The organism is Streptomyces sp. NPDC001194, assembly GCF_042896985.1.
Lineage (GTDB): Bacteria > Actinomycetota > Actinomycetes > Streptomycetales > Streptomycetaceae > Streptomyces.
Genome location: NZ_JBIAXU010000019.1, coordinates 127,893 through 150,896 on the forward strand (window position 1 = coordinate 127,893; position 23,004 = coordinate 150,896).

21 protein-coding genes and 1 riboswitch are annotated in these 23,004 nt (G+C 72.6%); of the genes, 15 read left to right on the forward strand and 6 right to left on the reverse strand.

Annotated features, from left to right (window positions below; genetic code table 11):
• The first annotated feature begins 92 nt into the window (after positions 1-92).
• The 4 genes from ACFY1T_RS29400 (at position 93) to ACFY1T_RS29415 (ending at position 4,834) form a co-directional block, all read left to right on the forward strand.
• Entirely contained in the window at positions 93-1,451 is a 1,359-nt protein-coding gene (locus tag ACFY1T_RS29400; protein WP_390790829.1) for a M16 family metallopeptidase, read from the forward strand.
• A 20-nt stretch (positions 1,452-1,471) separates the two neighbouring features.
• Positions 1,472-2,839 (forward strand): M16 family metallopeptidase, encoded by a 1,368-nt coding sequence (locus ACFY1T_RS29405; RefSeq protein WP_390790858.1) that lies wholly within the window; start codon positions 1,472-1,474, stop codon positions 2,837-2,839.
• Positions 2,840-3,023: 184 nt separating this feature from the next.
• A riboswitch (cyclic di-AMP (ydaO/yuaA leader) is annotated at positions 3,024-3,182 on the forward strand.
• A gap of 13 nt (positions 3,183-3,195) precedes the next feature.
• Positions 3,196-3,990 carry a M23 family metallopeptidase gene (locus tag ACFY1T_RS29410; RefSeq protein WP_390790830.1) on the forward strand — a complete coding sequence of 265 codons (795 nt, stop codon included), beginning with the start codon at positions 3,196-3,198 and terminating at the stop codon, positions 3,988-3,990.
• A gap of 178 nt (positions 3,991-4,168) precedes the next feature.
• A complete protein-coding gene (locus ACFY1T_RS29415) occupies positions 4,169-4,834 on the forward strand; it encodes a GntR family transcriptional regulator (protein ID WP_229336108.1) in 666 nt (221 codons plus the stop codon).
• Between the two features lie 228 nt (positions 4,835-5,062).
• Here the strand turns inward: ACFY1T_RS29415 and ACFY1T_RS29420 are convergent, their stop codons facing one another.
• Positions 5,063-5,344 (reverse strand): HPr family phosphocarrier protein, encoded by a 282-nt coding sequence (locus ACFY1T_RS29420; protein WP_053691473.1) that lies wholly within the window; start codon positions 5,342-5,344, stop codon positions 5,063-5,065.
• A 184-nt stretch (positions 5,345-5,528) separates the two neighbouring features.
• On the opposite strand from ACFY1T_RS29420, the gene ACFY1T_RS29425 reads away from it, so the two are divergent.
• The 4 genes from ACFY1T_RS29425 to ACFY1T_RS29440 all read left to right on the forward strand — a co-directional run bounded on the left by ACFY1T_RS29425 (position 5,529) and on the right by ACFY1T_RS29440 (position 10,884).
• Positions 5,529-8,306: a GNAT family N-acetyltransferase gene (locus ACFY1T_RS29425; RefSeq protein ID WP_390790831.1), complete on the forward strand. Its 2,778-nt coding sequence runs from the start codon at positions 5,529-5,531 to the stop codon at positions 8,304-8,306.
• A gap of 55 nt (positions 8,307-8,361) precedes the next feature.
• Positions 8,362-8,967, forward strand: coding sequence for a DUF5998 family protein (locus tag ACFY1T_RS29430; protein ID WP_229336106.1), 606 nt, complete (start codon positions 8,362-8,364; stop codon positions 8,965-8,967).
• On the forward strand, positions 8,967-10,169 hold the full coding sequence (locus tag ACFY1T_RS29435) for an alkaline phosphatase family protein (protein ID WP_390790832.1): 1,203 nt from the start codon (positions 8,967-8,969) through the stop codon (positions 10,167-10,169). Before ACFY1T_RS29430 ends, ACFY1T_RS29435 begins: the two co-directional genes overlap by 1 nt.
• A 64-nt stretch (positions 10,170-10,233) precedes the next feature.
• Complete coding sequence (locus tag ACFY1T_RS29440) at positions 10,234-10,884, forward strand: thymidine kinase (RefSeq protein ID WP_030859530.1); 651 nt, start codon at positions 10,234-10,236, stop codon at positions 10,882-10,884.
• A gap of 12 nt (positions 10,885-10,896) precedes the next feature.
• Here ACFY1T_RS29440 and ACFY1T_RS29445 read toward each other — a convergent pair whose 3' ends face one another.
• The gene (locus ACFY1T_RS29445) at positions 10,897-11,694 is read right to left on the reverse strand and encodes a VOC family protein (RefSeq protein WP_390790833.1); all 798 of its coding nucleotides are present in this window, start codon (positions 11,692-11,694) and stop codon (positions 10,897-10,899) included.
• A gap of 175 nt (positions 11,695-11,869) precedes the next feature.
• Between ACFY1T_RS29445 and ACFY1T_RS29450 the strand changes: the two genes are divergently transcribed.
• Positions 11,870-12,724 (forward strand): sulfurtransferase, encoded by an 855-nt coding sequence (locus ACFY1T_RS29450; protein WP_390790834.1) that lies wholly within the window; start codon positions 11,870-11,872, stop codon positions 12,722-12,724.
• A 48-nt stretch (positions 12,725-12,772) separates the two neighbouring features.
• Here the strand turns inward: ACFY1T_RS29450 and sepH are convergent, their stop codons facing one another.
• Positions 12,773-13,801 carry a septation protein SepH gene (gene sepH, locus ACFY1T_RS29455; RefSeq protein WP_030859525.1) on the reverse strand — a complete coding sequence of 343 codons (1,029 nt, stop codon included), beginning with the start codon at positions 13,799-13,801 and terminating at the stop codon, positions 12,773-12,775.
• A gap of 537 nt (positions 13,802-14,338) precedes the next feature.
• On the opposite strand from sepH, the gene ACFY1T_RS29460 reads away from it, so the two are divergent.
• Complete coding sequence (locus ACFY1T_RS29460; protein WP_390790835.1) at positions 14,339-15,211, forward strand: hypothetical protein; 873 nt, start codon at positions 14,339-14,341, stop codon at positions 15,209-15,211.
• A 6-nt stretch (positions 15,212-15,217) separates the two neighbouring features.
• On the opposite strand, the gene ACFY1T_RS29465 is transcribed toward ACFY1T_RS29460, so the two are convergent.
• Both ACFY1T_RS29465 and ACFY1T_RS29470 read right to left on the reverse strand, forming a co-directional pair.
• Positions 15,218-16,555: a D-arabinono-1,4-lactone oxidase gene (locus ACFY1T_RS29465; protein WP_390790836.1), complete on the reverse strand. Its 1,338-nt coding sequence runs from the start codon at positions 16,553-16,555 to the stop codon at positions 15,218-15,220.
• A complete protein-coding gene (locus tag ACFY1T_RS29470; protein ID WP_030859519.1) occupies positions 16,506-17,762 on the reverse strand; it encodes an MFS transporter in 1,257 nt (418 codons plus the stop codon). Before ACFY1T_RS29470 ends, ACFY1T_RS29465 begins: the two co-directional genes overlap by 50 nt.
• A 184-nt stretch (positions 17,763-17,946) precedes the next feature.
• On the opposite strand from ACFY1T_RS29470, the gene ACFY1T_RS29475 reads away from it, so the two are divergent.
• Positions 17,947-19,131, forward strand: coding sequence for a ferrochelatase (locus tag ACFY1T_RS29475; RefSeq protein ID WP_390790837.1), 1,185 nt, complete (start codon positions 17,947-17,949; stop codon positions 19,129-19,131).
• On the forward strand, positions 19,131-19,931 hold the full coding sequence (locus tag ACFY1T_RS29480; protein ID WP_390790859.1) for an inositol monophosphatase family protein: 801 nt from the start codon (positions 19,131-19,133) through the stop codon (positions 19,929-19,931). Before ACFY1T_RS29475 ends, ACFY1T_RS29480 begins: the two co-directional genes overlap by 1 nt.
• Before the next feature lie 75 nt (positions 19,932-20,006).
• On the opposite strand, the gene ACFY1T_RS29485 is transcribed toward ACFY1T_RS29480, so the two are convergent.
• Entirely contained in the window at positions 20,007-20,174 is a 168-nt protein-coding gene (locus ACFY1T_RS29485; protein WP_390790838.1) for a hypothetical protein, read from the reverse strand.
• Between the two features lie 244 nt (positions 20,175-20,418).
• Between ACFY1T_RS29485 and ACFY1T_RS29490 the strand changes: the two genes are divergently transcribed.
• The 3 genes from ACFY1T_RS29490 (at position 20,419) to ACFY1T_RS29500 (ending at position 23,003) form a co-directional block, all read left to right on the forward strand.
• Positions 20,419-21,072: a response regulator transcription factor gene (locus tag ACFY1T_RS29490; protein WP_030154340.1), complete on the forward strand. Its 654-nt coding sequence runs from the start codon at positions 20,419-20,421 to the stop codon at positions 21,070-21,072.
• Between the two features lie 5 nt (positions 21,073-21,077).
• The gene (locus tag ACFY1T_RS29495; RefSeq protein WP_030859513.1) at positions 21,078-22,322 is read left to right on the forward strand and encodes a HAMP domain-containing sensor histidine kinase; all 1,245 of its coding nucleotides are present in this window, start codon (positions 21,078-21,080) and stop codon (positions 22,320-22,322) included.
• A gap of 384 nt (positions 22,323-22,706) precedes the next feature.
• Positions 22,707-23,003, forward strand: coding sequence for a DUF4193 domain-containing protein (locus ACFY1T_RS29500; protein ID WP_030154344.1), 297 nt, complete (start codon positions 22,707-22,709; stop codon positions 23,001-23,003).
• The last annotated feature ends 1 nt before the right edge of the window (position 23,004 follow it).

The following is a 23,004-nucleotide window of genomic DNA, read 5'->3' on the forward strand; positions in this document are numbered from 1 at the left end:
GAGTCGGGAACTTCTCCGGTGCCCGACGCGCTTGCATACAGTGGCAGGTCTGACGGAAAACTCTGCATCGCGATCGAAGGGACCACATGCCCATGGGTCACACGGCCACAGCCCAGGCCGGCTCCGGCGGCCTGACAGCGACCGAGCACCGGCTGGCCAACGGCCTGCGCGTGGTGCTCTCCGAGGATCACCTGACCCCGGTCGCCGCGGTCTGCCTCTGGTACGACGTCGGCTCGCGCCACGAAGTCAAGGGACGGACCGGCCTGGCTCACCTCTTCGAGCACCTGATGTTCCAGGGCTCGGCGAGCGTACCCGGCAACGGGCACTTCGAGCTGGTCCAGGGGGCCGGCGGCTCGCTCAACGGCACCACCAGCTTCGAGCGCACCAACTACTTCGAGACCATGCCGGCCCACCAGCTGGAGCTCGCGCTCTGGCTGGAGGCCGACCGCATGGGCTCGCTGCTGGCCGCCCTGGACGACGAGTCCATGGAGAACCAGCGCGACGTCGTCAAGAACGAGCGCCGCCAGCGGTACGACAACGTCCCGTACGGCACGGCCTTCGAGAAGCTGACCGCCCTCGCCTACCCGGAGGGCCACCCGTACCACCACACCCCGATCGGCTCGATGGCCGACCTGGACGCGGCCTCCCTGGAGGACGCCCGCGCCTTCTTCCGCACGTACTACGCGCCCAACAACGCGGTGCTGTCGGTCGTCGGCGCCATCGACCCGGTACAGACGCTCGCCTGGGTCGAGAAGTACTTCGGCTCCATCCCCGGGCACGACGGCAAGCAGCCGCCGCGCGACGGCACGCTGCCCGAGACCATGGGCCGCGAGCTCCGCGAGGAGATCGTCGAAGAGGTCCCGGCCCGCGCGCTGATGGCCGCCTACCGGCTCCCGCACGACGGCACCCGCGAGTGCGACGCCGCCGACGTGGCGCTGACCGTCCTGGGCGGCGGCGAGTCCTCCAGGCTCCACAACCGCCTGGTACGCCGCGACCAGAGCGCCGTCGCGGCCGGCTTCGGCATGCTGCGGCTCGCCGGCGCGCCCTCGCTGGGCTGGCTGGACGTGAAGACCTCCAGCGGGGTCGAGGTGCCCGCCATCGAGGCGGCCGTCGACGAGGAGCTCGCGCGGTTCGCCGCCGAGGGCCCGACGGCCGAGGAGATGGAGCGCGCCCAGGCGCAGCTGGAGCGCGAGTGGCTGGACCGGCTGAGCACGGTGGCCGGGCGCGCCGACGAACTGTGCCGCTTCGCGGTGCTGTTCGGCGACCCGCAGCTGGCGCTCAGCGCGGTCGGGCGCGTCCTCGACATCACCGCCGAGGAGGTGCAGGCCGTGGCCGCGGCCCGACTGCGCCCCGACAACCGCGCGGTGCTGGTGTACGAGCCGCTCCCGGCGGAAGCCGGGGAAGCGGACGAGGCCGACGTGAACGACGAGAACGAAGGGGCGGAGCAGTGAGCGACACCGCAGCCGTCACGATGACCTTCCACCCGCGGCCCCAGGCGGGCGAGGCCAGGCCGTGGGCCTTCCCGGCCCCCGAGCGCGGATCGCTGCCCAACGGCCTGACCGTGCTGCGCTGCCACCGCCCCGGGCAGCAGGTCGTCGCCGTCGAGGTGAACCTCGCCGCCCCGCTGGACGCCGAGCCCCAGGGCCTGGACGGCGTGGCGACCATCATGGCCCGCGCGCTGTCCGAGGGAACGGACAAGCACTCCGCCGAGGAGTTCGCGGCCGAGCTGGAGCGCTGCGGCGCCACGCTCGACGCGCACGCCGACCACCCGGGCCTGCGGGTCTCGCTGGAGGTCCCGGCCTCCCGCCTGCACAAGGCGCTCGGTCTGGTGGCCGAGGCGCTGCGCGCCCCGGCCTTCGCCGACAGCGAGGTCGACCGGCTGGTGCGCAACCGGCTCGACGAGATCCCGCACGAGCTGGCCAACCCGCAGCGCCGGGCCGCCAAGGAGCTCTCCCGGCAGCTCTTCCCGCCCACCCTGCGGATGTCCCGGCCGCGCCAGGGCACCGAGGAGACGGTCACCCGGATCGACTCCGCGGCCGTACGCGCCTTCTACGAGGCCCACGTACGGCCCGCCACCGCCACCGCGGTGGTCGTCGGCGACCTGACCGGCATCGACCTGGACGCCGTCCTGGGGGACACCCTGGGCGCCTGGACCGGCAACTTCGCCGAGCCGCTCCCGGTCCCGCCGGTCACCGCCGACGACACCGGCCGCGTGGTCATCGTGGACCGGCCCGGCGCGGTCCAGACGCAGCTGCTCATCGGCCGGATCGGGCCGGACCGGCACGACCGGGTCTGGGCGGCGCAGGTGCTCGGCACGTACTGCCTGGGCGGCACCCTCACCTCGCGCCTGGACAAGGTGCTGCGCGAGGAGAAGGGCTACACGTACGGCGTGCGCGCCTTCGGCCAGGTGCTGCGCTCCACGGCCGACGGCAAGGGCGCCTCGATGCTCGCCATCAGCGGTTCGGTGGACACCCCCAACACCGGCCCGGCGCTCGAGGACCTCTGGAAGGTGCTCCGCACGCTCGCGGAGGGCGGCCTGACCGACGCCGAACGGGACGTGGCGGTGCAGAACTTGGTGGGCGTGGCCCCGCTGAAGTTCGAGACGGCCGCGGCCGTCGCCGGCACGCTCGCCGACCAGGTCGAGCAGGAGCTCCCGGACGACTACCAGGCGCAGTTGTACGCGCAGCTGGCCCAGACGGGCACGGTGGAGGCGACTTCGGCCGTTCTGGCCGCCTTCCCGGTGGACCGCCTGGTCACGGTCCTGGTGGGCGACGCCGCGCAGATCGAGGAGCCGGTGCGGGCGCTCGGCATCGGTGAGGTCACCGTCGTCACCAACTGACGGACATTTCAAGGGGCTCCGGCGGCTTGTCCGCCGGAGCCCCTTTTGTCTGTTTCGTGGAGAGGTTGCTCGTATGGGGTGTGGCGTATGCAACAAAAACGCGTGTGTGTTTGGCGATTGACTGATGATCCGCCTAGCGTCGGCCGTGCTGTCCGTCAGTTGTACCCGCCGCATCCGCGGCACCGGGCAGCGATCGCCGAGTCCCCGTCAGGCGCGAGCCTGGGGAGCCGGGGACCCACATGCGTCCCTGGGGTGAATCGGACCGCCTCGCCAGAGGGGGTCCGTAGGAGACCTTCCTGCTCCGAACCCGTCAGCTAACCCGGTAGGCGAGAAGGAAGGAAAGGATCAGCCCCTTCATGGCGTTTGGCAGTCGTGCCGCCGGTAAGCACCGTGGTTCCAGTCGTCTGAGCCGCAAGACCGCCGGTTACGCCGGCATAGCCGCCCTCGCCACCACCGGTGTCGTCGGCTCCCTCGCAGGCCCGGCGTTCGCCGCGTCGGACAAGTCCCCCTCCATGGAGGACACCGGCCTGAACGCCGTCGTGACGGCCGAGGACCTTCCGGGGCAGATCGAGGCCCAGGCCGATGCCCAGGAGCACGCGGCCGAGGCCGCGGCCCTCAAGGCGAAGGCGGAGGCCGACGCGAAGGCGCGCGCCGCCGAGGCCCGGCAGAAGGCCGAGGAGAAGGCGAAGGCCGAGCGCGAGGCCGCCGAGCGTGCCGCCCGCGAGGAGGAGCGCAAGCGCCTCAACACCTTCGTCGCCCCCGTCGACGAGTCCTACATCAGCACCCAGTGGCACGCGGGCGGCGGCATGTGGTCCTCCGGCAGCCACACCGGCATCGACTTCCACGCGGCCTCCGGCACCACGGTGCACGCGGTCGGCCTCGGCACCGTGGTCGAGGCCGGCTGGGGCGGCGCGTACGGCAACAACGTCGTCATCAAGCACGCCGACGGCACGTACACGCAGTACGGCCACATGTCCTCGCTGAGCGTCTCCGTCGGCGACCAGGTCACCGCCGGCCAGCAGATCGGCCTGTCGGGCTCCACCGGCAACTCCAGCGGCCCGCACCTGCACTTCGAGGCCCGTACCGGCGCCCAGTACGGCTCGGACATCGACCCGGTCGCGTACCTGCGCCAGCACGGCGTCAACGTCTGACCCGCAGCACTCCACCGAAGGCCCCGGCTCTCCGAGCCGGGGCCTTCGTGTTGGCCGTAAACATCCGCTATTCACGCCCGCGCTCGGAATTTAACGCGTAGTGCAATAGAGTCCCCGTACGATCGGGATACGGTCGCGGCAATGGCGTCGGCAGTCGGAAATAGGCGGAGGTCCGGACTTGCGTATTCCTGCGCACGCGGTATGCACGGCAATCCGCGAAGACATCGTCTCCGGGGTCTTCGAACCGGGTGCCCGGCTGACCGAGGAACTGCTGGCCCGCCGGTACGGAGTCTCCCGCGTCCCCGTCCGCGAGGCGCTGCGGACCCTGGAGTCCGAAGGCTTCGTCACCACCCGCCGGCACGCGGGCGCCTGCGTCGCCGAGCCCACCGAGCAGGAGGCGGCCGACCTCCTGGAGCTGCGGCTGCTGCTGGAGCCGCTGGCGGCGGCCCGCGCGGCCCGGCGGCGCACCGAGGGCCACCTCAAGGTGTTGCGCGGGCTGGTCAGGCTGGGCCAGGAGCGGGCCAGGCGGGGCCAGGGGGAGGATCTGCGGTCCCTGGGCGGCTGGTTCCACGAGACCCTCGCCCAGGCCTCCGGCAGCCCCGGGCTGATCGCGCTGCTCACGCAGATGCGGCACAAGGTCGCCTGGATGTACGCCGTGGAGGCGCCGGCCCGGCCCGTGGACTCCTGGGCGGAGCACGGCGCGATCGTGGACGCGGTCGCGCGCGGGGACGCCGAGCGGGCCCGGGCGCTGACGGCGGTGCACGCGGAGCGCGCGGCGGGGGCGCACCGGCTGCGGGTGAGGACTTCGCAACATGCCGTAAACATGTCGAGCGGCCCGCATTAACAAAAGGCGCGTATCAAAGAGTGGGAGCGGCCCGGGGAAATGGGGGCGGCTTGAAAAGCGAGTGCGGCTCGTCGGGCGAGGGCTGCGGCAGCTGAATTGGCGCCGCATTTCCTGTCGTCCTGCGCGTGTGCGCTGAATTCCCGAATACGGGGGAACGAAGAAGCCGCGGCCACCGGAATACCGGTGGTGGCCGCGGCTTCTTCGTGTGCCCGGGGTGAACCCGAAGGGTCAGACGGTCTCGGGGAGCTCCTCGAGACCCTCGGCGACCAGCTTCGCGAGGCGGTCCAGCGCCGCCTCGGCGCCCTCGGCGTCGGACGCGAGGATGATCTCCTCGCCGCCCTGCGCACCCAGGCCCAGCACCGCGAGCATGGACGCGGCGTTGACGGGGTTCCCGTCGGCCTTCGCGATGGTCACCGGGACGCCGGAAGCGGTCGTCGCGCGGACGAAGATCGAGGCGGGACGAGCGTGCAGGCCCTCGGCCCAGCCGACGTTGACGCGGCGCTCTGCCATGGTGATGCCCTTCAGGTTCTTACGGTTGTCTAGACCAGTCTCTCACGACGCCCCTCATGCTCCGACCGACCTTCGGCCCGAATCCACCGCCGTTCGACCTACCCCAGCTTGCACTGGTTTGCCCATGCTTGCCGCGTGCGCCGCGCAGGAGCTATCCGGCCAGTCCTGGCCTTAAGATCGCCGCATGACCACCGCGTCGGACCCCTCGTACCCGGCCCACTGGGAAGCGGACGTCGTCCTGCGCGACGGCGGCACCGCCCGGATCAGGCCGATCACCACGGAGGACGCGGGCCGGCTGGTCAGCTTCTACGAGCAGGTCTCCGACGAGTCGAAGTACTACCGCTTCTTCGCGCCCTACCCCCGGCTCTCGGCCCGCGACGTGCACCGCTTCACCCACCACGACTACGTGGACCGGGTCGGCCTCGCGGCGACCGTCGGCGAGGAGTTCATCGGCACCGTCCGCTACGACCGGATCGGCCCCGACGGCCGGCCCGCCTCCGCCCCCGCCGACGAGGCCGAGGTCGCCTTCCTCGTCCAGGACGCCCACCAGGGCCGCGGGGTCGCCTCCGCGCTCCTCGAACACATCGGCGCGGTCGCCCGCGAGCGGGGCATCCGCAGGTTCGCGGCCGAGGTGCTGCCCGCCAACAACAAGATGATCAAGGTGTTCAAGGACGCCGGGTACGAGCAGAAGCGCAGCTTCGAGGACGGCTCCGTCCACCTCACCCTCGACCTCGAACCCACCGCCGAGTCCCTGGCCGTCCAGCGCGCCCGCGAGCAGCGCGCCGAGGCCCGCTCCGTACAGCGGCTGCTGACCCCCCGCTCCGTGGCCGTCATCGGAGTCAGCCGCTCCGGCGGCGGCGTCGGCGCGGCGGCCCTGCGCAACCTGCGCGACAGCGGCTTCCGCGGTCACCTCTACGCCGTGAACGAGGCCGTCACCACCGATCTGCTGGACGGCGTGCGGGCCTACCCCGCGCTCGCCGCCGTCGGCGCCCCCGTCGACCTCGCGGTGATCGCGGTCCCCGCCGAGCGCGTCCCCGAGGCCGTGGCCGCCTGCGGCGAACACGGGGTGCAGGGGCTCGTGGTGCTGTCCGCCGGGTACGGGGAGAGCGGTGCGGCCGGGCTCGACCGGCAGCGCGAACTGGTGCGCCAGGTGCGCTCGTACGGGATGCGGCTGATCGGGCCGAACGCCTACGGCGTGATCAACACCGCCCCCGAGGTCAGGCTCAACGCCTCCCTGACCCCGGCGCCCGCGCCGATCCGGGGCCGCATCGGGCTCTTCACCCAGTCCGGGGCGATCGGCATCTCGCTGCTCTCCGCACTGCTGCGGCGGGGCGAGGGGCTCTCGTCCTTCGTCTCGGCGGGCAACCGGGCGGACGTCTCCGGCAACGACATCCTCCAGTACTGGTACGAGGACGAGGCCACCGACGTCGCGCTCATGTACCTCGAAACCCTCGGCAACCCGCGGAAGTTCACCCGGCTCGCGCGGCGGACGGCGGCCGTGAAGCCGGTGGTCGTCGCACGGGGCGGCCGCCACACCCCGGCCGGGCACGTGGTCCCCGGGACCAGGCTGCCGGACGCCACCGTCTCGGCCCTGCTGCGGCAGGCGGGGGTGATCCGGGTCGGCACGGTGACGGAGCTGGTGGACGTCGGCCTGCTGCTGGCCTCGCAGCCGCTGCCGGCCGGACCGCGCGTGGCGATCCTCGGGAACTCGGAGTCGCTCGGCGTCCTCACGTACGACGCCTGCCTCGCGCAGGGGCTGCGGCCCCGGGCCCCGCGGGACCTGACGACGGCGGCGACCCCGGAGGACTTCCGGACGGCGCTGCGCGCCGCGCTGGGCTCCGCCGAGAACGACGCGGTGATCGTCACCGTGATCCCGTGGGTGAACGAGCAGGAGCCGCAGGACGACCTGGCCGACGCCCTGCGGGACGCGGTCGCCGCGTACCCCGGCAAACCGGTCGCGGTGGTCCACGTGGAACTGGCCGAGCTCGTCGACGCCCTGTCCCCGGCCGGGCTGACCGCCGCGCCCGCGGGCGGGCCGCTGCCCGCCCGCCCCCGCCCCACCGACGAGGACGGGGGCGGGTACGCCCGGCCGGACGTGCGGATCCCCGCGTACCCCGCCGCCGAGCGGGCCGTACGGGCCGTGGCCGAGGCCGTCCGCTACGGCCAGTGGCGGCGCGCCAACGCCGACGCCGGCCAGGTCCCCGAGTACGAGGACATCGACGAGGCCGGCGCCGCCGCCCGGCTCGCCGCCCTGCTGGCCGGCGTGGGCGACGGCGTGCTCACCCTCTCCGAACCCGACGCGGCCGCGCTGCTGGCCCACTACGGGATCCGGGTGCTCCCCACCCTGCCCGCGCCCACCGCCGACGCCGCCGTCCGGGCCGCCCGGAGCCTGGGCTACCCCGTCGCCCTCAAGACCACCGCCCCGCACCTGCGCCACCGCGCGGACCTCGGCGGCGTACGCCTCGACCTCGCCACCGAGGCCGACCTGCGCCGCTCGTACGAGGAGCTCACCGACCTCCTCGGGACCCCCGACGAGCTGCTCCCCGTGGTCCAGGCCATGGTGCCCCGCGGGGTCGACACCGTCGTGCGGTCCGTCATCGACCCCGCCGCCGGCTCCGTCCTCTCCTTCGGGCTCGCGGGCGTCGCCTCCGAGCTGCTGGGCGACACCGCCCACCGCCTCGTCCCCGCCACCGACCGGGACGCCGCCGGGCTGATCCGGTCCATCCGGACCGCACCCCTCCTCTTCGGCTGGCGCGGCAGCGACCCCGTCGACACCGCCGCCCTCGAAGAGCTCCTGCTGCGACTGTCCCGGCTGGTCGACGACCACCCCGAAGTGGTGGGCGTCACGCTCGAACCCGTCGTCGTCGCCACCGAGGGCCTCTCCGTGCTCAGCGCCGCCGTCCGCGTGGCCCACCCGCCCGCCCGCACCGATCTCGGCCCCCGGACACTGCCGAGCTACTGACCGGGCCGTTAGTCCAGCACCTTGGGCGCCCTGGGCGCCCCGTACGGGCCTTAGGATGGGCCCCATGGCGAAATCCGGTACGACGACCCAGGGGCTGCGCACGGCGATCGAGCGCAGCGGCTACTACCCGGCCCTCGTGGCCGAGGCCGTGGAGGCCGCGGTGGGCGGCGAGCCGATCTCGTCGTACCTGGTCCACCAGGAGACGACCTTCGACTCCAACGAGGTGCGCCGGCACGTCACCGTCCTGGTCCTGACCGGCAACCGCTTCATCGTGAGCCACACCGACGAGCAGGCCGCCGACGCCGGGTCCCCCTCCCCGTACGCGACCACCTCCACCGAGTCGGTCAAGATCGGTGCGATCTCCTCCGTGGTGCTCAGCCGCGTCGTCGCCAACCCCGAGTCGTACACCCCCGGCACCCTGCCCCGCGAGGTCGTCCTGACCATCGGCTGGGGCGCGGTCTCCCGGATCGACCTGGAGCCCGCCGCCTGCGGCGACCCGAACTGCGACTCCGACCACGGCTACACCGGAAACTCCACCGCCGACGACCTCAGCCTGCGCGTCAGCGAGGCCGGCGACGGCCCGGAGGCGGTCCGCCAGACCCTCGTCTTCGCGCAGGCGCTCAGTGAAGCGACCGCGGCGACATCCGGTCCCGCCCGCTGATGTCCTACTCCGCACCATCGAACTGGGACGAGCCGGAGCTGCTGGACCTCGGCGGCGCCCCCGTCCCGGAGTACGGAACCGGCTCGCTCGCCGACCTGCTGCCGACCCTCGTGGCCGGCCAGGGCGTCCCCGGGTTCACCGCCGCGATCCCCGAGCTCACCCCGGCCGACCGGAACTGCGTGTTCCTGGTCGACGGCATGGGCTGGGAGCAGATCAAGGCCCACCCTGACGAGGCCCCGTACCTGACCTCCCTCCTCGGCAGCTCGCGCGGCGGCACCGGGCGCCCGATCACCGCGGGCTTCCCGGCGACCACCGCCACCTCGCTGGCCTCCGTGGGCACCGGCCTGCCGCCCGCCCGGCACGGCCTGCCCGGCTACGCCGTGCGCAACCCGGCCACCGGCGAGCTGATGAACCAGCTCCGCTGGTACCCCTGGACCCCGCCGAAGCCCTGGCAGCCGTACCCGACGGTGTTCCAGCAGGCCGACAAGGCGGGGGTGGCGACGGCGCAGGTGTCCTCCCCGGCCTTCCAGACCACCCCGCTCACCAAGATCGCGCTGAGCGGCGGCACCTTCCTCGGCCGGATGACCGGCGAGGAGCGGATGGACCTCGCGGCCGAGCGCCTCGCCGCCGGCGACCGCTCGCTGGTGTACACGTACTACAGCGAGCTCGACGGGGCCGGCCACCGGCACGGCGTGAACTCCGACGCCTGGCGCGGCCAGCTGATGTACGTCGACCGGCTGGTGCAGCGGCTCGCCGAACAACTCCCGCCGCGCACCGCGCTGTACGTGACCGCCGACCACGGCATGGTGGACATCCCCTTCGACGAGGACTCCCGGATCGACTTCGACGAGGACTGGGAGCTGGGCGCGGGCGTGGCCCTGCTCGGCGGCGAGGGCCGGGCCCGGCACGTGTACGCCGTCCCGGGCGCCGAGGCCGACGTGCTGACCGTGTGGCGCGAGGTGCTGGGCGACCGGTTCTGGATCGCCGGCCGCGAAGAGGCCCTGGAACTGGGCTGGTTCGGGCCGCCGGGTGAGTGCGACGAGCGCGTGCTCGGCAGGATCGGGGACGTGGTCGCCGCCGCGTACACCGATGCCGCGATCACCGCCTCCGTCAAGGAGCCCAACGAATCGGCGCTCGCCGGGATGCACGGCTCCATGACCGCGGCCGAGCAGCTGGTCCCGCTGCTCGAAATCCGCACCTGACCCGAACCGACCCGGCCCGCACGTCCCTCCCGCCCACCACGTCCCGAAAGGTCCCGTTCCTTCCATGCCTGAATTGGTGTTTTTCTCCGGCACGATGGACTGCGGGAAGAGTACGTTGGCGCTCCAGATCGCCCACAACCGGTCGGCGCGCGGGCTGCAGGGCGTGATCTTCACCCGTGACGACCGGGCGGGCGAGGGCAAGCTGTCCTCCCGTCTCGGGCTGGTGACGGAGGCGGTGGAGGCGCCGGAGGGCATGGACCTGTACGCCTACCTGGTCGCCGAGCTGTCCAAGGGCGGCAAGGCGGACTACGTGATCGTGGACGAGGCGCAGTTCCTCGCCCCCGAGCAGATCGACCAGCTCGCGCGCGTCGTCGACGACCTGGCCCTGGACGTCTTCGCCTTCGGCATCACCACGGACTTCCGCACCAAGCTCTTCCCCGGCTCGCAGCGCCTGATCGAGCTGGCGGACCGCCTCGAACAGCTCCAGGTCGAGGCCCTGTGCTGGTGCGGCGCCCGCGCCACGCACAACGCCCGCACGGTGGGCGGCGAGATGGTCGTCGAGGGCGCCCAGGTCGTCGTCGGCGACGTGAACCGCCCGGCGGAGGAGATCGGCTACGAGGTCCTCTGCCGCCGCCACCACCGCCGCCGGACGACCTCGGCCGCGGCCCACGCCGCCGCCCTCTCCCCGGACGTCCTCCCGGTCAACCACGCCTGAGCGCGCCGGCGGTCAGTGGCCGTTCGAGGGGCGGGGTTCGACGAGGGTGAAGACCGCGCCCTCCGGGTCGGTGACCGTCGAGACGCGGCCCGTCAGCCCCTCGCGGGGCGGCTGGACGACGCGCCCGCCGAGGAGGTGGACCCGGTCCGCGGCCGTGTCCACGTCCTCGACCTGGAAGTACGTCATCCAGTGCGGGCCCCGGTCGTGGGGGAGCGAGCGCCCGACCCCGTGCACGGCGGCGACCGGGCGCCCGTCCAGCAGCAGCGTCACGTAGTCGAAGTCGGAGGTGGCGGTGGCGTGCGTCTCGGCCTCGTGGCCGAAGACGTGCTCGTAGAACTTGCCGACGGTCGAGGTGTCCTGCGTGACCAGCTCGGCCCAGACCGGGGTCCCGGGGACACCGGACAGCCGGGTTCCGATGTGCTCCTCGGCCTGCCAGATCCCGAAGATGGCCCCCAGCGGGTCCGAGCAGATCGCCACGCGCCCCTCGCCGCCCGCGTCCAGCGGGCCCACCGCGACCGTGCCGCCGCAGGCGCGGATCGTCTCGGCCGTCGAGTCCGCGTCGTCGGTGGCGAAGTACGTGGTCCAGGCGACCGGGAGATGCCGGTCCGGCGGCATCTCGCCGATGCCGGCCACCTCCTGGCCGTCGAGCAGGGCGCGGACGTACGGGCCGAAGGGCTGGGGGCCGGGCTCGTACTCCCAGCGGAACAGGTCGGTGTAGAAGGCCTCGGTGGTCCCGAGGCCGTGCACCATCAGGCTCGACCAGCACGGCGTGCCGGGCGGGCGCCGCGTTTCTTCCGGTTCCTCGGTCATGTCAGCCGTCTCCTCCGTCGTCGCTCATCCCGGACCAGATGCTTCCACTACGGCGGGTCCGGCGCGCCTCGACCGGCCGGGTTTCGCCTGCGCGGGGAGAGATGACCGAATCGATGCGGCCTGTCGATGCCGGGCTTGTCACACGGGCTGTGGAGTGGGGAGGAGGATGGGCCGCATGACTGCGAACTCTGCGCCCCCCGTGATCGTTTCCGCCGCCGAACTGATGGACGAGATGGCCGGTTCCCGGCCGCCGGTGCTGCTCGACGTCCGCTGGCAGCTGGGCGGTCCGAACCTGCGCTCCGCGTACGAGGCGGGCCACCTGCCCGGGGCGGCGTACGTGGACCTCGACCGCGAACTGGCAGGTCCGCCGGGAGCCGGCGGGCGTCACCCGCTGCCGCAGCCGGAGGAGTTCGGCGCGGCGATGCGCCGCGCCGGGGTCTCGGCGGACGCGCCGGTGGTCGTGTACGACGGGGGTCTGGGCTGGGCCGCCGCACGGGCGTGGTGGCTGTTGCGCTGGACGGGTCACACGGACGTACGGGTGCTGGACGGCGGGCTGACCGCGTGGACGGCGGCGGGCGGTCCGGTGACAGCGGATGCCGTCACCGTTACGGAGGGCGATTTCAAGCCAAACCCGGGGGCGCTGGGGCTGCTGGACGCGGACGCGGCGGCGTCGCTCGCGCGCAGCGGGATCCTGCTGGACGCACGGGCGGGGGAGCGGTACCGGGGGGAGGTCGAGCCGATCGACCCGGTGGGCGGGCACATCCCGGGTGCGGTGTCGGCGCCGACGACGGAGAACGTGGACGCGGACGGGAAGTTCCTCGCGGCGGACGCGCTGCGGGTGCGCTTCGACGGACTGGGCGCTTCGGGCGGGGCGCCGGTCGGCGTGTACTGCGGTTCGGGCGTCTCGGGGGCGCACGAGGTGCTGGCGCTCGCGGTGGCGGGGATTCCGGCCGCGCTGTACGCGGGCAGCTGGTCGCAGTGGTCCGCGGACCCGGCCCGGCCCGTGGCCACGGGCCCGGACCCGCAGTAGCGGGGCCGCGCCCGGGCCGGACGGCCCGGGCGCGAGGCGCCGCCCGGGCTACTCCTGTTTCTTGCGGCGGGTGCCGAAGACGATCTCGTCCCAGCTGGGGACCGCCGCGCGGCGGCCCGGACGGACGCCGTCGGCCTCCGCCTGCCGGTCCGTGGTGCCCGTCAGCCGGTCGCGGTGGCCCGCGACCGTGCGCGGCATCAGGACGTCCGCGTAGGCGGAGCCGGCGCCGGCGCTCACCGCCGGTGGCTCCTCGACCTCGGCCTCGGGCTCTTCCTCCGCCGGGGGTTCGGGGCGTTCAGGGACCACCAGGTCGCCGCGGAAGCTCGGCACGGCCTCCAACAGGCTCGTCAGGGTGTCCCGTTCCTCCTCGGGCTCCGGCGCCTGAGCCGTGTTGCCGGGGGCCCGCTCAAGCTGCCGGTCCAGGGCGCGGTCCAGGGGCCGGTCCCTGGGCAGGCGCGCGATCCTCGGCACGAAGGGGAAGCTCGGCTCCGGTGTGGCCGGCAGGTCGTCGGCCTCGCCGATCAGCGAGCGGGCCTCGTCGTCCACGGCGACGACCAGCCGGCGCGGCGGGTCGTACGTCCAGCTCGCCGAGTGCGGTTCGCCCACGACGCGGTAGACCAGCAGGACCTCCCAGGTGCCGTCGTCACGGCGCCAGGAGTCCCACTGCACGGACTCCTTCTCGGCGCCGCGCAGCGTGAGCCGCTCCTGCACGGCCTCGCCGAGCTGGGGCCCGGTGTTCTCCCCGGGGCGGCGCACGGGCGTCTTGCGGGCCCGCTCCGCCATGAACGCGCGCTCGGCCAGCACCGGGCCCTCGAAGCGGCGTACGCGGTCGACGGGGATGCCGGCGAGTTGGGCGACCTCCTCGGCGGAGGCACCGGCTCGTATGCGGGCCTGGATGTCACGGGGGCGGAGGTGGCTCTCCACCTCGATCTCGATCTGGTTCAGGCGCGCGCGGTCGTTGCGCACGGCAGCCCGCAGCCGCTCGTCGATCGGAAGCGTGTACTCCGTGCTGTCCGCAGCCTTGAGCACCAGTCGTGTGCCGTCATTTGAGACGGCCACGACACGCAGTTCGGGCATGGGGACCTCCCGGGTGGTGCCTGCCGACGTCACGTGCGTCGCTGCTTCCGCTAGTCGAGTGTGGCCTGCCCGGGTGCAGCCTGCCACAACCTTGCCGAGTTCAACCGGCGTGTCGGGCATGCGCCCTTGATCGCCGTTATGGCACGGTTACCTGTTGGGCACGCACAGTGACCGAACGGTTACTGTGCGCATCAGGAATGCGTGCAATGCCGCGGCATCACCGGTCTCGAGTGCCGTTTCTCCATCAGTCGGCCCCCTCTCCCGAGTCCGGACATCCGTAAGGAAGGACGGCCCCAGGGCTCGCCACAGTACTCCATTCGGGCCACCTGGGTGGACCGCCGCGCCGCCGAACTTGTCGCGGGCGGCGGGAGTTGGGCTGCCCTGAATCGGGCGGGACCTGCGCCCGCACCCGAATCCGCGTGTCCTGCTTCACAGAATCACCAGAAACGGAACCATTCGTTTCGCTCGGCGGTCAGTAACTGCTGAGAGCGGTGAAGCGCGAAACGTCGCGAGAGGCAGAACACGCAGGGGATGAGGATGGGTCAGAAGGCCACGCCCGAGACCGGACCGGGGTCCTGGACGAACGGACCGGGCGGACCGGACGGGCCGAACGGCGCGGACGGCGCGGACGGCGCGGACGGCCCCGGGAAGAAGAAGCTCGATCTGAGCGTGGCCCAGATCGCGGGCTCCTCCCTCGCCACCGTCGCCGCGGCCCTGCTCGCCTCGAAGCTCGGCGTCTACGGGACCATCCTCGGCGCCGGCGTGGTCAGCGTGGTCGCCACCGCGGGCGGCCCCGTCATCCAGCACCTCTTCAAGCGCACCGGCGACCAGCTCCGCGAGAGCGCCCGCCCCAGGGCCCGTCAGGTCCCGCCGCCCGGCGGGGAGAAGGCGCCCGGCGACACCCCGCCGCTCCGTACGGCGGCGCCCTCCGGAGCGTTCGGCGCGGCCACCGTGCACGGCACCCGCGTACGGGGCTGGAAGCGGACGGCGGTGGCCTCGGGCGCGGCCTTCGCCATCGCGCTGGGCGGCCTCGGGACGTACGAGGCCTTCTCCGGCACCGCGATCAGCCAGGGCGGCGGCACCATCTGGTCCGGCGGCACGCGCAAGGCGGGCGACGAGCGGCCCGACGGCCCGGGCAAGGAGCCCGGCACCGGCGGGAAGGGCGGGGCGACCCCGGGGTCCGGGACCTCCCCGAGCCCTTCGGCCCCGCACGGAGGCCGGGACCGGAGCCCCGGTCCGAGCCCCGACCCGTCGTCCCCGGATCCCTCGGGCTCCCCCGACTCCGGCGGCCCGGCGCCGAGTCCGAGCCCGCCGACGCCGGACCCGAAGCCCACGCCCACCCCGACTCCGACTCCGACGCCCACACCCACGCCGGCCCCGGGCGGCAGGGGGCAGCAGGACACCCCTTGAGCCGGGTTACCCGCCCAGGACGCGGCGCAGGTAGTCGTTGCCGAACAGCCGGTCCGGGTCGAGCCGGTCCCGCAGCGCGGTGAACTCGCCGAAGCGGGGGTAGACGCCGGCGAGGTACTCCGCGTCCCGCGTGTGGACCTTGCCCCAGTGCGGCCGCCCGCCGTGCGCGGTGAAGATCCGCTCGGCGGCGGTGAAGTAGGCCTGGTACGGCGTGCCCTTGTACATGTGGACCGCGATGTAGGCGGTCTCCCGCCCGGAGGCCGTCGACAGCGCGATGTCGTCGGCGGGAGCCGTCCGGACCTCCACCGGGAAGCTGATGCGCAGACCGGAGCGGTCGACCATGGACCTGAGCTCCCGCAGCGCCTCGACCACCCGCTCGCGCGGGAGCGCGTACTCCATCTCCACGAACCGCACCCGGCGCGGGCTGGTGAACACCTTGTACGGGATGTCCGTGTAGGTGCGCGCCGACAGGGCGCGGCTGGCGATCCGGGCGATGGAGGGAATGGTCGCCGGGACCGCCCGGCCGAGGGAGTTGACGGCCTGGAAGACGCCGTTGGACAGCAGCTCGTCCTCGACCCAGGCGCTCACCGCGCCGGGCGGGGCGGCGGGACCCTGGCTGCGGTTGTTGCGCTTGGTGTTGCAGTTGCCGGTGTGCGGGAACCAGTAGAACTCGAAGTGCTCGTTCTCCGCGAAGTGCTGCTCGAACTCGGCGGTCACCCGGTCGAAGCCCATGGGCTCCTCGCGGGCGGTCAGGAAGAAGACCGGCTCCACGGCGAAGGTGATCGCGGTGACGATGCCGAGGGCGCCGATGCCGATCCGGGCGGCCGCGAAGACCGCGCGTTCCTCGTCGTCTCCCTTCTCGGAGCAGTGCAGCAGCCGCCCGTCCGCCGTGACCAGCTCCAGGCCGCGGATCTGGGCGGCGATGGAGGCCGAGTCCCGGCCGGTGCCGTGGGTTCCGGTGCTGGTGGCTCCGGAGACCGTCTGCTCCATGATGTCGCCCATGTTGGTGAGCGAGAGGCCCTCCCGGGCCAGGGCCACGTTCAGGTCCTTGAGCGCCGTTCCCGCCCAGACCGTCACGGTGCCGGCGGTCCGGTCGATCTCCCGGATCCCGGCCAGCGCCTGCGGACGTACGAGCACCCCGTCGGTCGCGGCCGCCGCGGTGAAGGAGTGGCCGGTGCCGACCGCCTTCACCTTCAGCCCGTCCTCGGCGGCCCGGCGGACCGCCTCCTGAAGCTCCCCGACCGAGGCCGGGGTCACCACCCGGGCGGGCGTGGCCGTGACGTTGCCGGCCCAGTTACGCCACGCGGTCGCCGTGCTGTCGTGCCCTGCTGTCGCCGTCCCCATCGGTTGCTGGCTCCTCCCCTTGCGCCGGCCTCGTCAGCCGGCGGTATCCCGCGAACGCAACCGCCGCCGCGGCCACTCCCGACGAGATGGAGACGACGTACCCGCTGCGCGCCCCGGAGGCGTCGATGACCAGTCCGGTCACCGACGAGCCGACCGCGACGCCGACCGCGAGGCCGGTGCTGATCCAGGTCATGCCCTCGGTCAGCTTCGCGCGTGGTACGTGCGCCTCGATCAGGGCCATCGTGGTGATCATCGTGGGAGCGATGGCGAGGCCCGAGACGAAGAGCGCCACGGCCAGAAACGGAAGGTTCCCGGCCAGTAGGAGGGGGATCATACTCACGGCCATCGCACATACGCCCAGTACCCAACGGCGTTCGCTCTTGCCCTTGAGGTGGAGCAGGCCGAAGACGACGCCCGCCAGACAGGATCCGAACGCCCAGATGGCCAGGACGAAGCTGGCGGCGGACTTGTGGCCCTGCTCCTCGGCGAAGGCCAGCGTGGACACGTCGATGGAACCGAAGATGGCGCCGGTCGCCACGAACGTCGCGGTCAGGACCTGGAGTCCGGGGGAGCGCAGGGCCGACGTGCGGTCCCCGTGCTCCTCGCGCGGGTGCGGCTCGGGCTCGGTGGAGCGCTGCGCGGTGAGCAGCCAGACCCCGACGAGCAGGCAGAGCGCGGCGATCAGCGGACCGGCCTCGGGGAACCAGGTGGTGGACAGGCCGATGGCGATGATCGGGCCGAAGATGAAGCAGACCTCGTCCACGACGGACTCGAAGGAGTACGCGGTGTGCAGTTCGCGCGGGGAGTCCCGGTAGATCACGGTCCACCGGGCGCGGACCATCGAGCCGACGCTCGGGACGCACCCGGCGACGGCCGCGCAGACGAACAGGGTCCAGTCCGGCCACCCGTTGGCGGCGGCCACCAGCAGGACGGCGACCGAGGTCACGCAGATGAGCGTGGCGGGACGGAGCACCCGCCGCTGCCCGTACTGGTCCACCAGGCGGGACACCTGGGGACCGATGGACGCGGCGGCCAGAGCGAGGGTGCCGGTGAGGGCGCTCGCCATGGCGTAGCGACCGGTGATCTCGGAGATCATCGTCAGGATGCCGACGCCGACCATGGATATGGGCAGGCGGCCTATGAGGCCTGCGGCGCTGAACCCCGCAGTGCCGGGGGCCGCGAATATCGCGCGGTAGGGACTGGGCAAGTTGCCCTCCGTAAGGGACGTCGTTGGCCCATACAGGTTACGACCGCCGACCAGGCACCCGCACGGGGAGAATCCGGACCAGGGCCCGGCGGGAAAACTTAGGGTTACCTTACCCAGAATGCGTGTGCGGGCGCGCCGCCGGGCCGGTTCCCGGGCGCGGATCCCGGGTGGCAGGATTCGGACCATGTCAGACCAGCTCCGCGCCGCCGCCTCGCCCCCGGCCGAAGGCCTCGCCGCCCCGTACGACGCCCTCCTGCTTCTCTCCTTCGGCGGTCCCGAGGGACCCGACGACGTCGTGCCGTTCCTGGAGAACGTGACGCGCGGGCGCGGCATCCCGCGCGAGCGGCTCAAGGAGGTCGGGCAGCACTACTTCGGCTTCGGCGGGGTCAGCCCGATCAACGGGCAGAACCGCGAGCTGCTGGACGCCCTGCGCAAGGACTTCGCCGAACACGGGCTGGACCTGCCCGTGTACTGGGGCAACCGCAACTGGGCGCCGTACCTCACCGACGTGATGCGGGAGATGGCCGCCGACGGGCGCCGCCGGATCGCGGTGCTCGCGACCAGCGCGTACGCCTCGTACTCGGGCTGCCGGCAGTACCGCGAGAACCTCGCGGACGCGCTGGCGGCCCTGGCGGAAGAGGGCGTCGCCGAACTGCCGAAGGTCGACAAGCTGCGGCACTACTTCAACCACCCGGGCTTCGTGCAGCCGATGATCGACGGGGTGCTCGCCGCGCTGGAGTCGCTGCCGCGGGAGGTGCGCGCCGGTGCGCACCTCGCCTTCACCACCCATTCGATCCCCACGGCGGCCGCCGACACCTCCGGCCCGGTCGAGGAGCACACCACGGGCGGCGAGGGCGGGGCCTACGTCAAGCAGCACCTGGACGTCGCGCGGGTGATCGCGGACGCGGTACGGGCCGAGACGGGCACGGCGCTGCCCTGGGAGCTGGTCTACCAGTCGCGCAGCGGCGCCCCGCACGTCCCGTGGCTGGAGCCGGACGTCTGCGACCACCTGGAGGCGCTGCACGGGGCCGGGGCGCCCGCGGTGGTGATGGTGCCGATCGGCTTCGTCTCGGACCACATGGAGGTCCTGTACGACCTCGACACGGAGGCCACGGCCAAGGCCGCCGAACTCGGGCTGCCCGTCGCCCGGTCGGCGACCGTCGGGGCCGATCCGCGGTTCGCCGCCGCGGTCCGGGAGCTGGTGCTGGAACGCGCCGCCGCGGAGCGGGGCCGGCCGGTGGAGCGGTGCGCGCTGGGGCTGCTCGGGCCCAGCCACGATCTGTGCGCGGTGGGCTGCTGCCCGGCGCGCGTGCCCCGGCCGGCGGCCGCGGGCGTCGACAGCCCGTACGCCCGGGAAGGTCGAGCGTGATCTCCGAAGAGCTGAAGGCCGAACTGCTGGACGTGGGCCTGGACGCCGCCCGGCAGGCCGGGCGGCTGCTGCGGGACGGCCGGCCTGCCGATCTCGCGGTGGCGGCGACGAAGAGCAGCCCGATCGACGTGGTGACCGAGATGGACATCGCGGCGGAGAAGCTGATCACCGGGATCCTCGCGCGGCGGCGGCCCGAGGACGGGCTGCTCGGCGAGGAGGGCGCGGACGTCCCGGGGACCAGCGGGGTGCGGTGGGTCGTGGACCCGCTGGACGGGACCGTCAACTACCTGTACGGGCTGCCGAGCTGGAGCGTCTCGGTCGCCGCCGAGTACCGGGGCGAGACCGTGGTCGGGGTCGTGGCGGCCCCGATGCGGGGCGAGACGTACACGGCGGTGCTCGGGGGCGGGGCCTGGCTCGACGGGGTCCGCCTCGCCTGCCGGGCGGCGGCGCCGCTGGACCAGGCGCTGGTCGGGACCGGGTTCGCGTACCTCCAGGAACGCAAGGAGCAGCAGGCGGAGGTGGCCCTGCGGGTGATCCCCCGGGTGCGGGACATCCGGCGGGGCGGATCGGCGGCGCTGGACCTCAGCGACGTGGCCGCCGGGCGGCTGGACGCGTACTACGAGCGCGGGCTGAACCCCTGGGACCTGGCGGCCGGCGAGCTGATCGCCCGGGAGGCCGGGGCGCTCACGGGCGGGCGGCCCGGGCGGCCGGCCTCGGGGGAGCTGGCGCTGGCCGCAACGCCGGCGGTGTTCGCCTCGCTCCAGCCGCTGCTGGAAGAGGCCGGGGCCTGGCACGACTGAGACCGCGCCCCGGCATGAGGGAACCCCGGCTGCCGCGTGCGGCCGCCGGGGTTCTTGCCGGACAGGGGAAAGCCGTCAGCAGACGGAAACGGGAACGCCGTGTTCGGCGGCGAGGCGCTGGAGGTCCTCCAGTTCCGCCTGTTCCACTTCCACGAGGAAGTCGTCGCCCGTCTCGCGGGCCAGGTCGAGGTCCGACTGCGTGGCCCGGATGCGCTGCAGGAGACCCGCGGTGAATGCGTCCATGGTGGGTTCGCCCCCTCTTCGTGGGTCGGCGGCGGCACGTGGCAGTCCGCCGTCAGGGAGTGGTTGGGGTGTGGTGACGTCCTCCCCGGCACCCTGGGCCCAGAAACCTCGGGAGGCGAGGGAATCCTCACTTCCGTCCCCCGCGGCCCCCGGAGGGGCGCCTTACAGCCGGTTTACGGCTGAAACGGGCAGGATGGACGACGCAATACACGTGTGCCCTCAGGGCTCGATGGAAGGAAACGACGTGCGCGTACTCGTCGTCGAGGACGAGCAGCTGCTCGCCGATGCGGTGGCCACCGGGCTGCGCCGGGAGGCCATGGCCGTGGACGTCGTGTACGACGGCGCCGCGGCCCTGGAGCGCGTCGGGGTGAACGACTACGACGTGGTCGTGCTCGACCGGGACCTCCCGCTCGTGCACGGTGACGACGTCTGCCGCAAGATCGTCGAGCTCGGCATGCCCACCCGCGTGCTGATGCTGACGGCGTCCGGCGACGTGAGCGACCGCGTGGAAGGCCTGGAGCTGGGGGCGGACGACTACCTGCCCAAGCCCTTCGCTTTCAGCGAGCTGACCGCCCGCGTGCGGGCCCTGGGGCGGCGCACCACCGTCGCCCTGCCCCCCGTGCTGGAGCGGGCCGGCATCAAGCTGGACCCGAACCGGCGCGAGGTGTTCCGTGAGGGCAGGGAGGTGCAGCTGGCACCCAAGGAGTTCGCGGTGCTGGAGGTTCTCATGCGGAGCGAGGGGACCGTCGTCTCCGCCGAGCAGCTGCTGGAGAAGGCATGGGACGAGAACACCGACCCCTTCACGAACGTGGTGCGGGTGACGGTCATGACCCTGCGGCGCAAGCTGGGGGAGCCGCCGGTCATCGTGACCGTGCCTGGCTCCGGCTACCGGATCTGACGCGGGTGGCGGCGACCCCGGCACCGCCAACGGTGCCGCCGAGACCGACCTGGGACCCCGGCCAGCCCGAGGGTCCCTTCCCTTGGCTGCGGCCGACCATCCGCATACGCCTCACGCTGCTGTACGGCGGGATGTTCCTCATCGCCGGCATCCTGCTGCTGTCGATCATCTACCTGCTGGCGGCCCAGGCGCTGCGGGAGGGCAACGGCCTGCCGTTCAAGATCCTGGACGGCAGGGACATCAAGGTCACCAGCAGCTGTCCCGGGGTGATCGGCACGGGCCAGACGCCCGACCAGTTCAACTCCGTGATCAACACCTGCATCCTGGAACAGCGCCGGCACGCGCTGGACGACCTGCTCAGCCGGTCGCTGATGGCCCTGCTGGGCCTGAGCATCATCGCCTTCGCCTTCGGCTACGCGATGGCCGGCCGGGTGCTCTCGCCGCTCGGCAAGATCACCCGGACCGCCCGCCGGGTGGTCGGCTCCGACCTGACCCGGCGGATCGAGCTGGACGGGCCGGACGACGAGCTCAAGGAGCTCGCCGACACCTTCGACGAGATGCTCGACCGGCTGGAGCGGGCCTTCACCGCGCAACAGCGGTTCGTCGCGAACGCCTCGCACGAGCTGCGCACGCCCCTCGCCATCAACCGGACGCTGCTGGAGGTGCACCTGTCGGACCCGGGTGCGCCGGTGGAGCTCCAGCAGCTGGGCAAGACGCTGCTGGCCACCAACGAGCGCAGCGAGCAGCTCGTCGAGGGCCTGTTGCTGCTCGCCCGCAGCGACAACCAGATAGTCGAGCGCAAACCCGTGGACCTGGCGGAGGTCGCCTCGCGCGCCATCGACCAGGCGCGCGGGGAGGCCGCGGTGAAGGGCGTGGAGATCCGCGGCGAGCGCGCGCTCGCCGTGGTCCAGGGCAACGGCGTCCTGCTGGAGCGGATCGCGCTCAACCTGGTGCAGAACGCCGTCCGGTACAACGTGCCGGAGGACGGCTGGGTGGAGGTCACCACCGAGTCCCAGCACGGCCAGGCGATCCTCATCGTTTCGAACACGGGTCCCGTGGTTCCCGCGTACGAGGTGGACAACCTCTTCGAGCCCTTCAGGCGGCTGCGTACGGAGCGCACGGGCAGTGACAAGGGTGTGGGGCTCGGCCTGTCGATCGCGCGCTCTGTGGCCCGCGCACACGGCGGGCGGATCTCCGCGACGCCGCGCGAGGGCGGTGGCCTCGTGATGCGTGTCACTTTGCCCCTGTGAGTCACCGAAGTGCTTGTTCGCTCTTGGCTGAATGATGAGGGGGTGGCGAAGGTGGCGCCTGTGTGATCGATCACATTGTCGAGTGTTGGGGCATGTGCGTTCAGTGACCCCACAGAGGGCCGGAAAGCCCGGGAAGTCCGGGTTTCCCGCCCCTCGAACGGCGGGAAATACACGGGGTGGCGTTTGTGCAAGACGGCCCCCGGACCGTGTACGGTCCCGGTCGTCATCCCAGCCAATCGCTCCTTCAGGCGTGCGGCTGGGTGTCGATTGAGTAACAGACCTTGATGTGAGGCAAAATCTCCGCCTCAGGTCGGGCACAAGTCCGGCCTCTCGCGCGTTACGTGCGCTGAGACACCGCTAAATCCCAGAGGGGGAGAGCGAACAATGGCAACGGACTACGACACCCCACGCAAGACCGACGACGACGTCGACAACGACAGCATTGAAGAGCTGAAGGCCCGGCGCAACGAGAAGTCGTCGTCGAGCGTCGACGTCGACGACTTCGACGCGGCGGAGGGCATGGAGCTCCCCGGCGCAGACCTCTCCAACGAGGAACTGGCCGTTCGGGTGCTGCCCAAGCAGGCCGATGAGTTCACCTGCATGAGCTGCTTCCTGGTGCACCACCGCAGCCAGCTGGCACGCGAGAAGAACGGCCAGCCGATCTGCCGCGACTGCGACTGAG

Coding starts and splice junctions, on each gene's coding strand:
- ACFY1T_RS29400 (WP_390790829.1), top strand. CDS start 93: ATGGGTCACACGGCCACAGCCCAGGCCGGCTCCGGCGGCCTGACAGCG.
- ACFY1T_RS29405 (WP_390790858.1), top strand. CDS start 1,472: ATGACCTTCCACCCGCGGCCCCAGGCGGGCGAGGCCAGGCCGTGGGCC.
- ACFY1T_RS29410 (WP_390790830.1), top strand. CDS start 3,196: ATGGCGTTTGGCAGTCGTGCCGCCGGTAAGCACCGTGGTTCCAGTCGT.
- ACFY1T_RS29420 (WP_053691473.1), bottom strand. CDS start 5,344: ATGGCAGAGCGCCGCGTCAACGTCGGCTGGGCCGAGGGCCTGCACGCT.
- ACFY1T_RS29425 (WP_390790831.1), top strand. CDS start 5,529: ATGACCACCGCGTCGGACCCCTCGTACCCGGCCCACTGGGAAGCGGAC.
- ACFY1T_RS29430 (WP_229336106.1), top strand. CDS start 8,362: ATGGGCCCCATGGCGAAATCCGGTACGACGACCCAGGGGCTGCGCACG.
- ACFY1T_RS29435 (WP_390790832.1), top strand. CDS start 8,967: ATGTCCTACTCCGCACCATCGAACTGGGACGAGCCGGAGCTGCTGGAC.
- ACFY1T_RS29440 (WP_030859530.1), top strand. CDS start 10,234: ATGCCTGAATTGGTGTTTTTCTCCGGCACGATGGACTGCGGGAAGAGT.
- ACFY1T_RS29445 (WP_390790833.1), bottom strand. CDS start 11,694: ATGACCGAGGAACCGGAAGAAACGCGGCGCCCGCCCGGCACGCCGTGC.
- ACFY1T_RS29450 (WP_390790834.1), top strand. CDS start 11,870: ATGACTGCGAACTCTGCGCCCCCCGTGATCGTTTCCGCCGCCGAACTG.
- sepH (WP_030859525.1), bottom strand. CDS start 13,801: ATGCCCGAACTGCGTGTCGTGGCCGTCTCAAATGACGGCACACGACTG.
- ACFY1T_RS29460 (WP_390790835.1), top strand. CDS start 14,339: ATGGGTCAGAAGGCCACGCCCGAGACCGGACCGGGGTCCTGGACGAAC.
- ACFY1T_RS29465 (WP_390790836.1), bottom strand. CDS start 16,555: ATGGGGACGGCGACAGCAGGGCACGACAGCACGGCGACCGCGTGGCGT.
- ACFY1T_RS29475 (WP_390790837.1), top strand. CDS start 17,947: ATGTCAGACCAGCTCCGCGCCGCCGCCTCGCCCCCGGCCGAAGGCCTC.
- ACFY1T_RS29485 (WP_390790838.1), bottom strand. CDS start 20,174: ATGGACGCATTCACCGCGGGTCTCCTGCAGCGCATCCGGGCCACGCAG.
- ACFY1T_RS29500 (WP_030154344.1), top strand. CDS start 22,707: ATGGCAACGGACTACGACACCCCACGCAAGACCGACGACGACGTCGAC.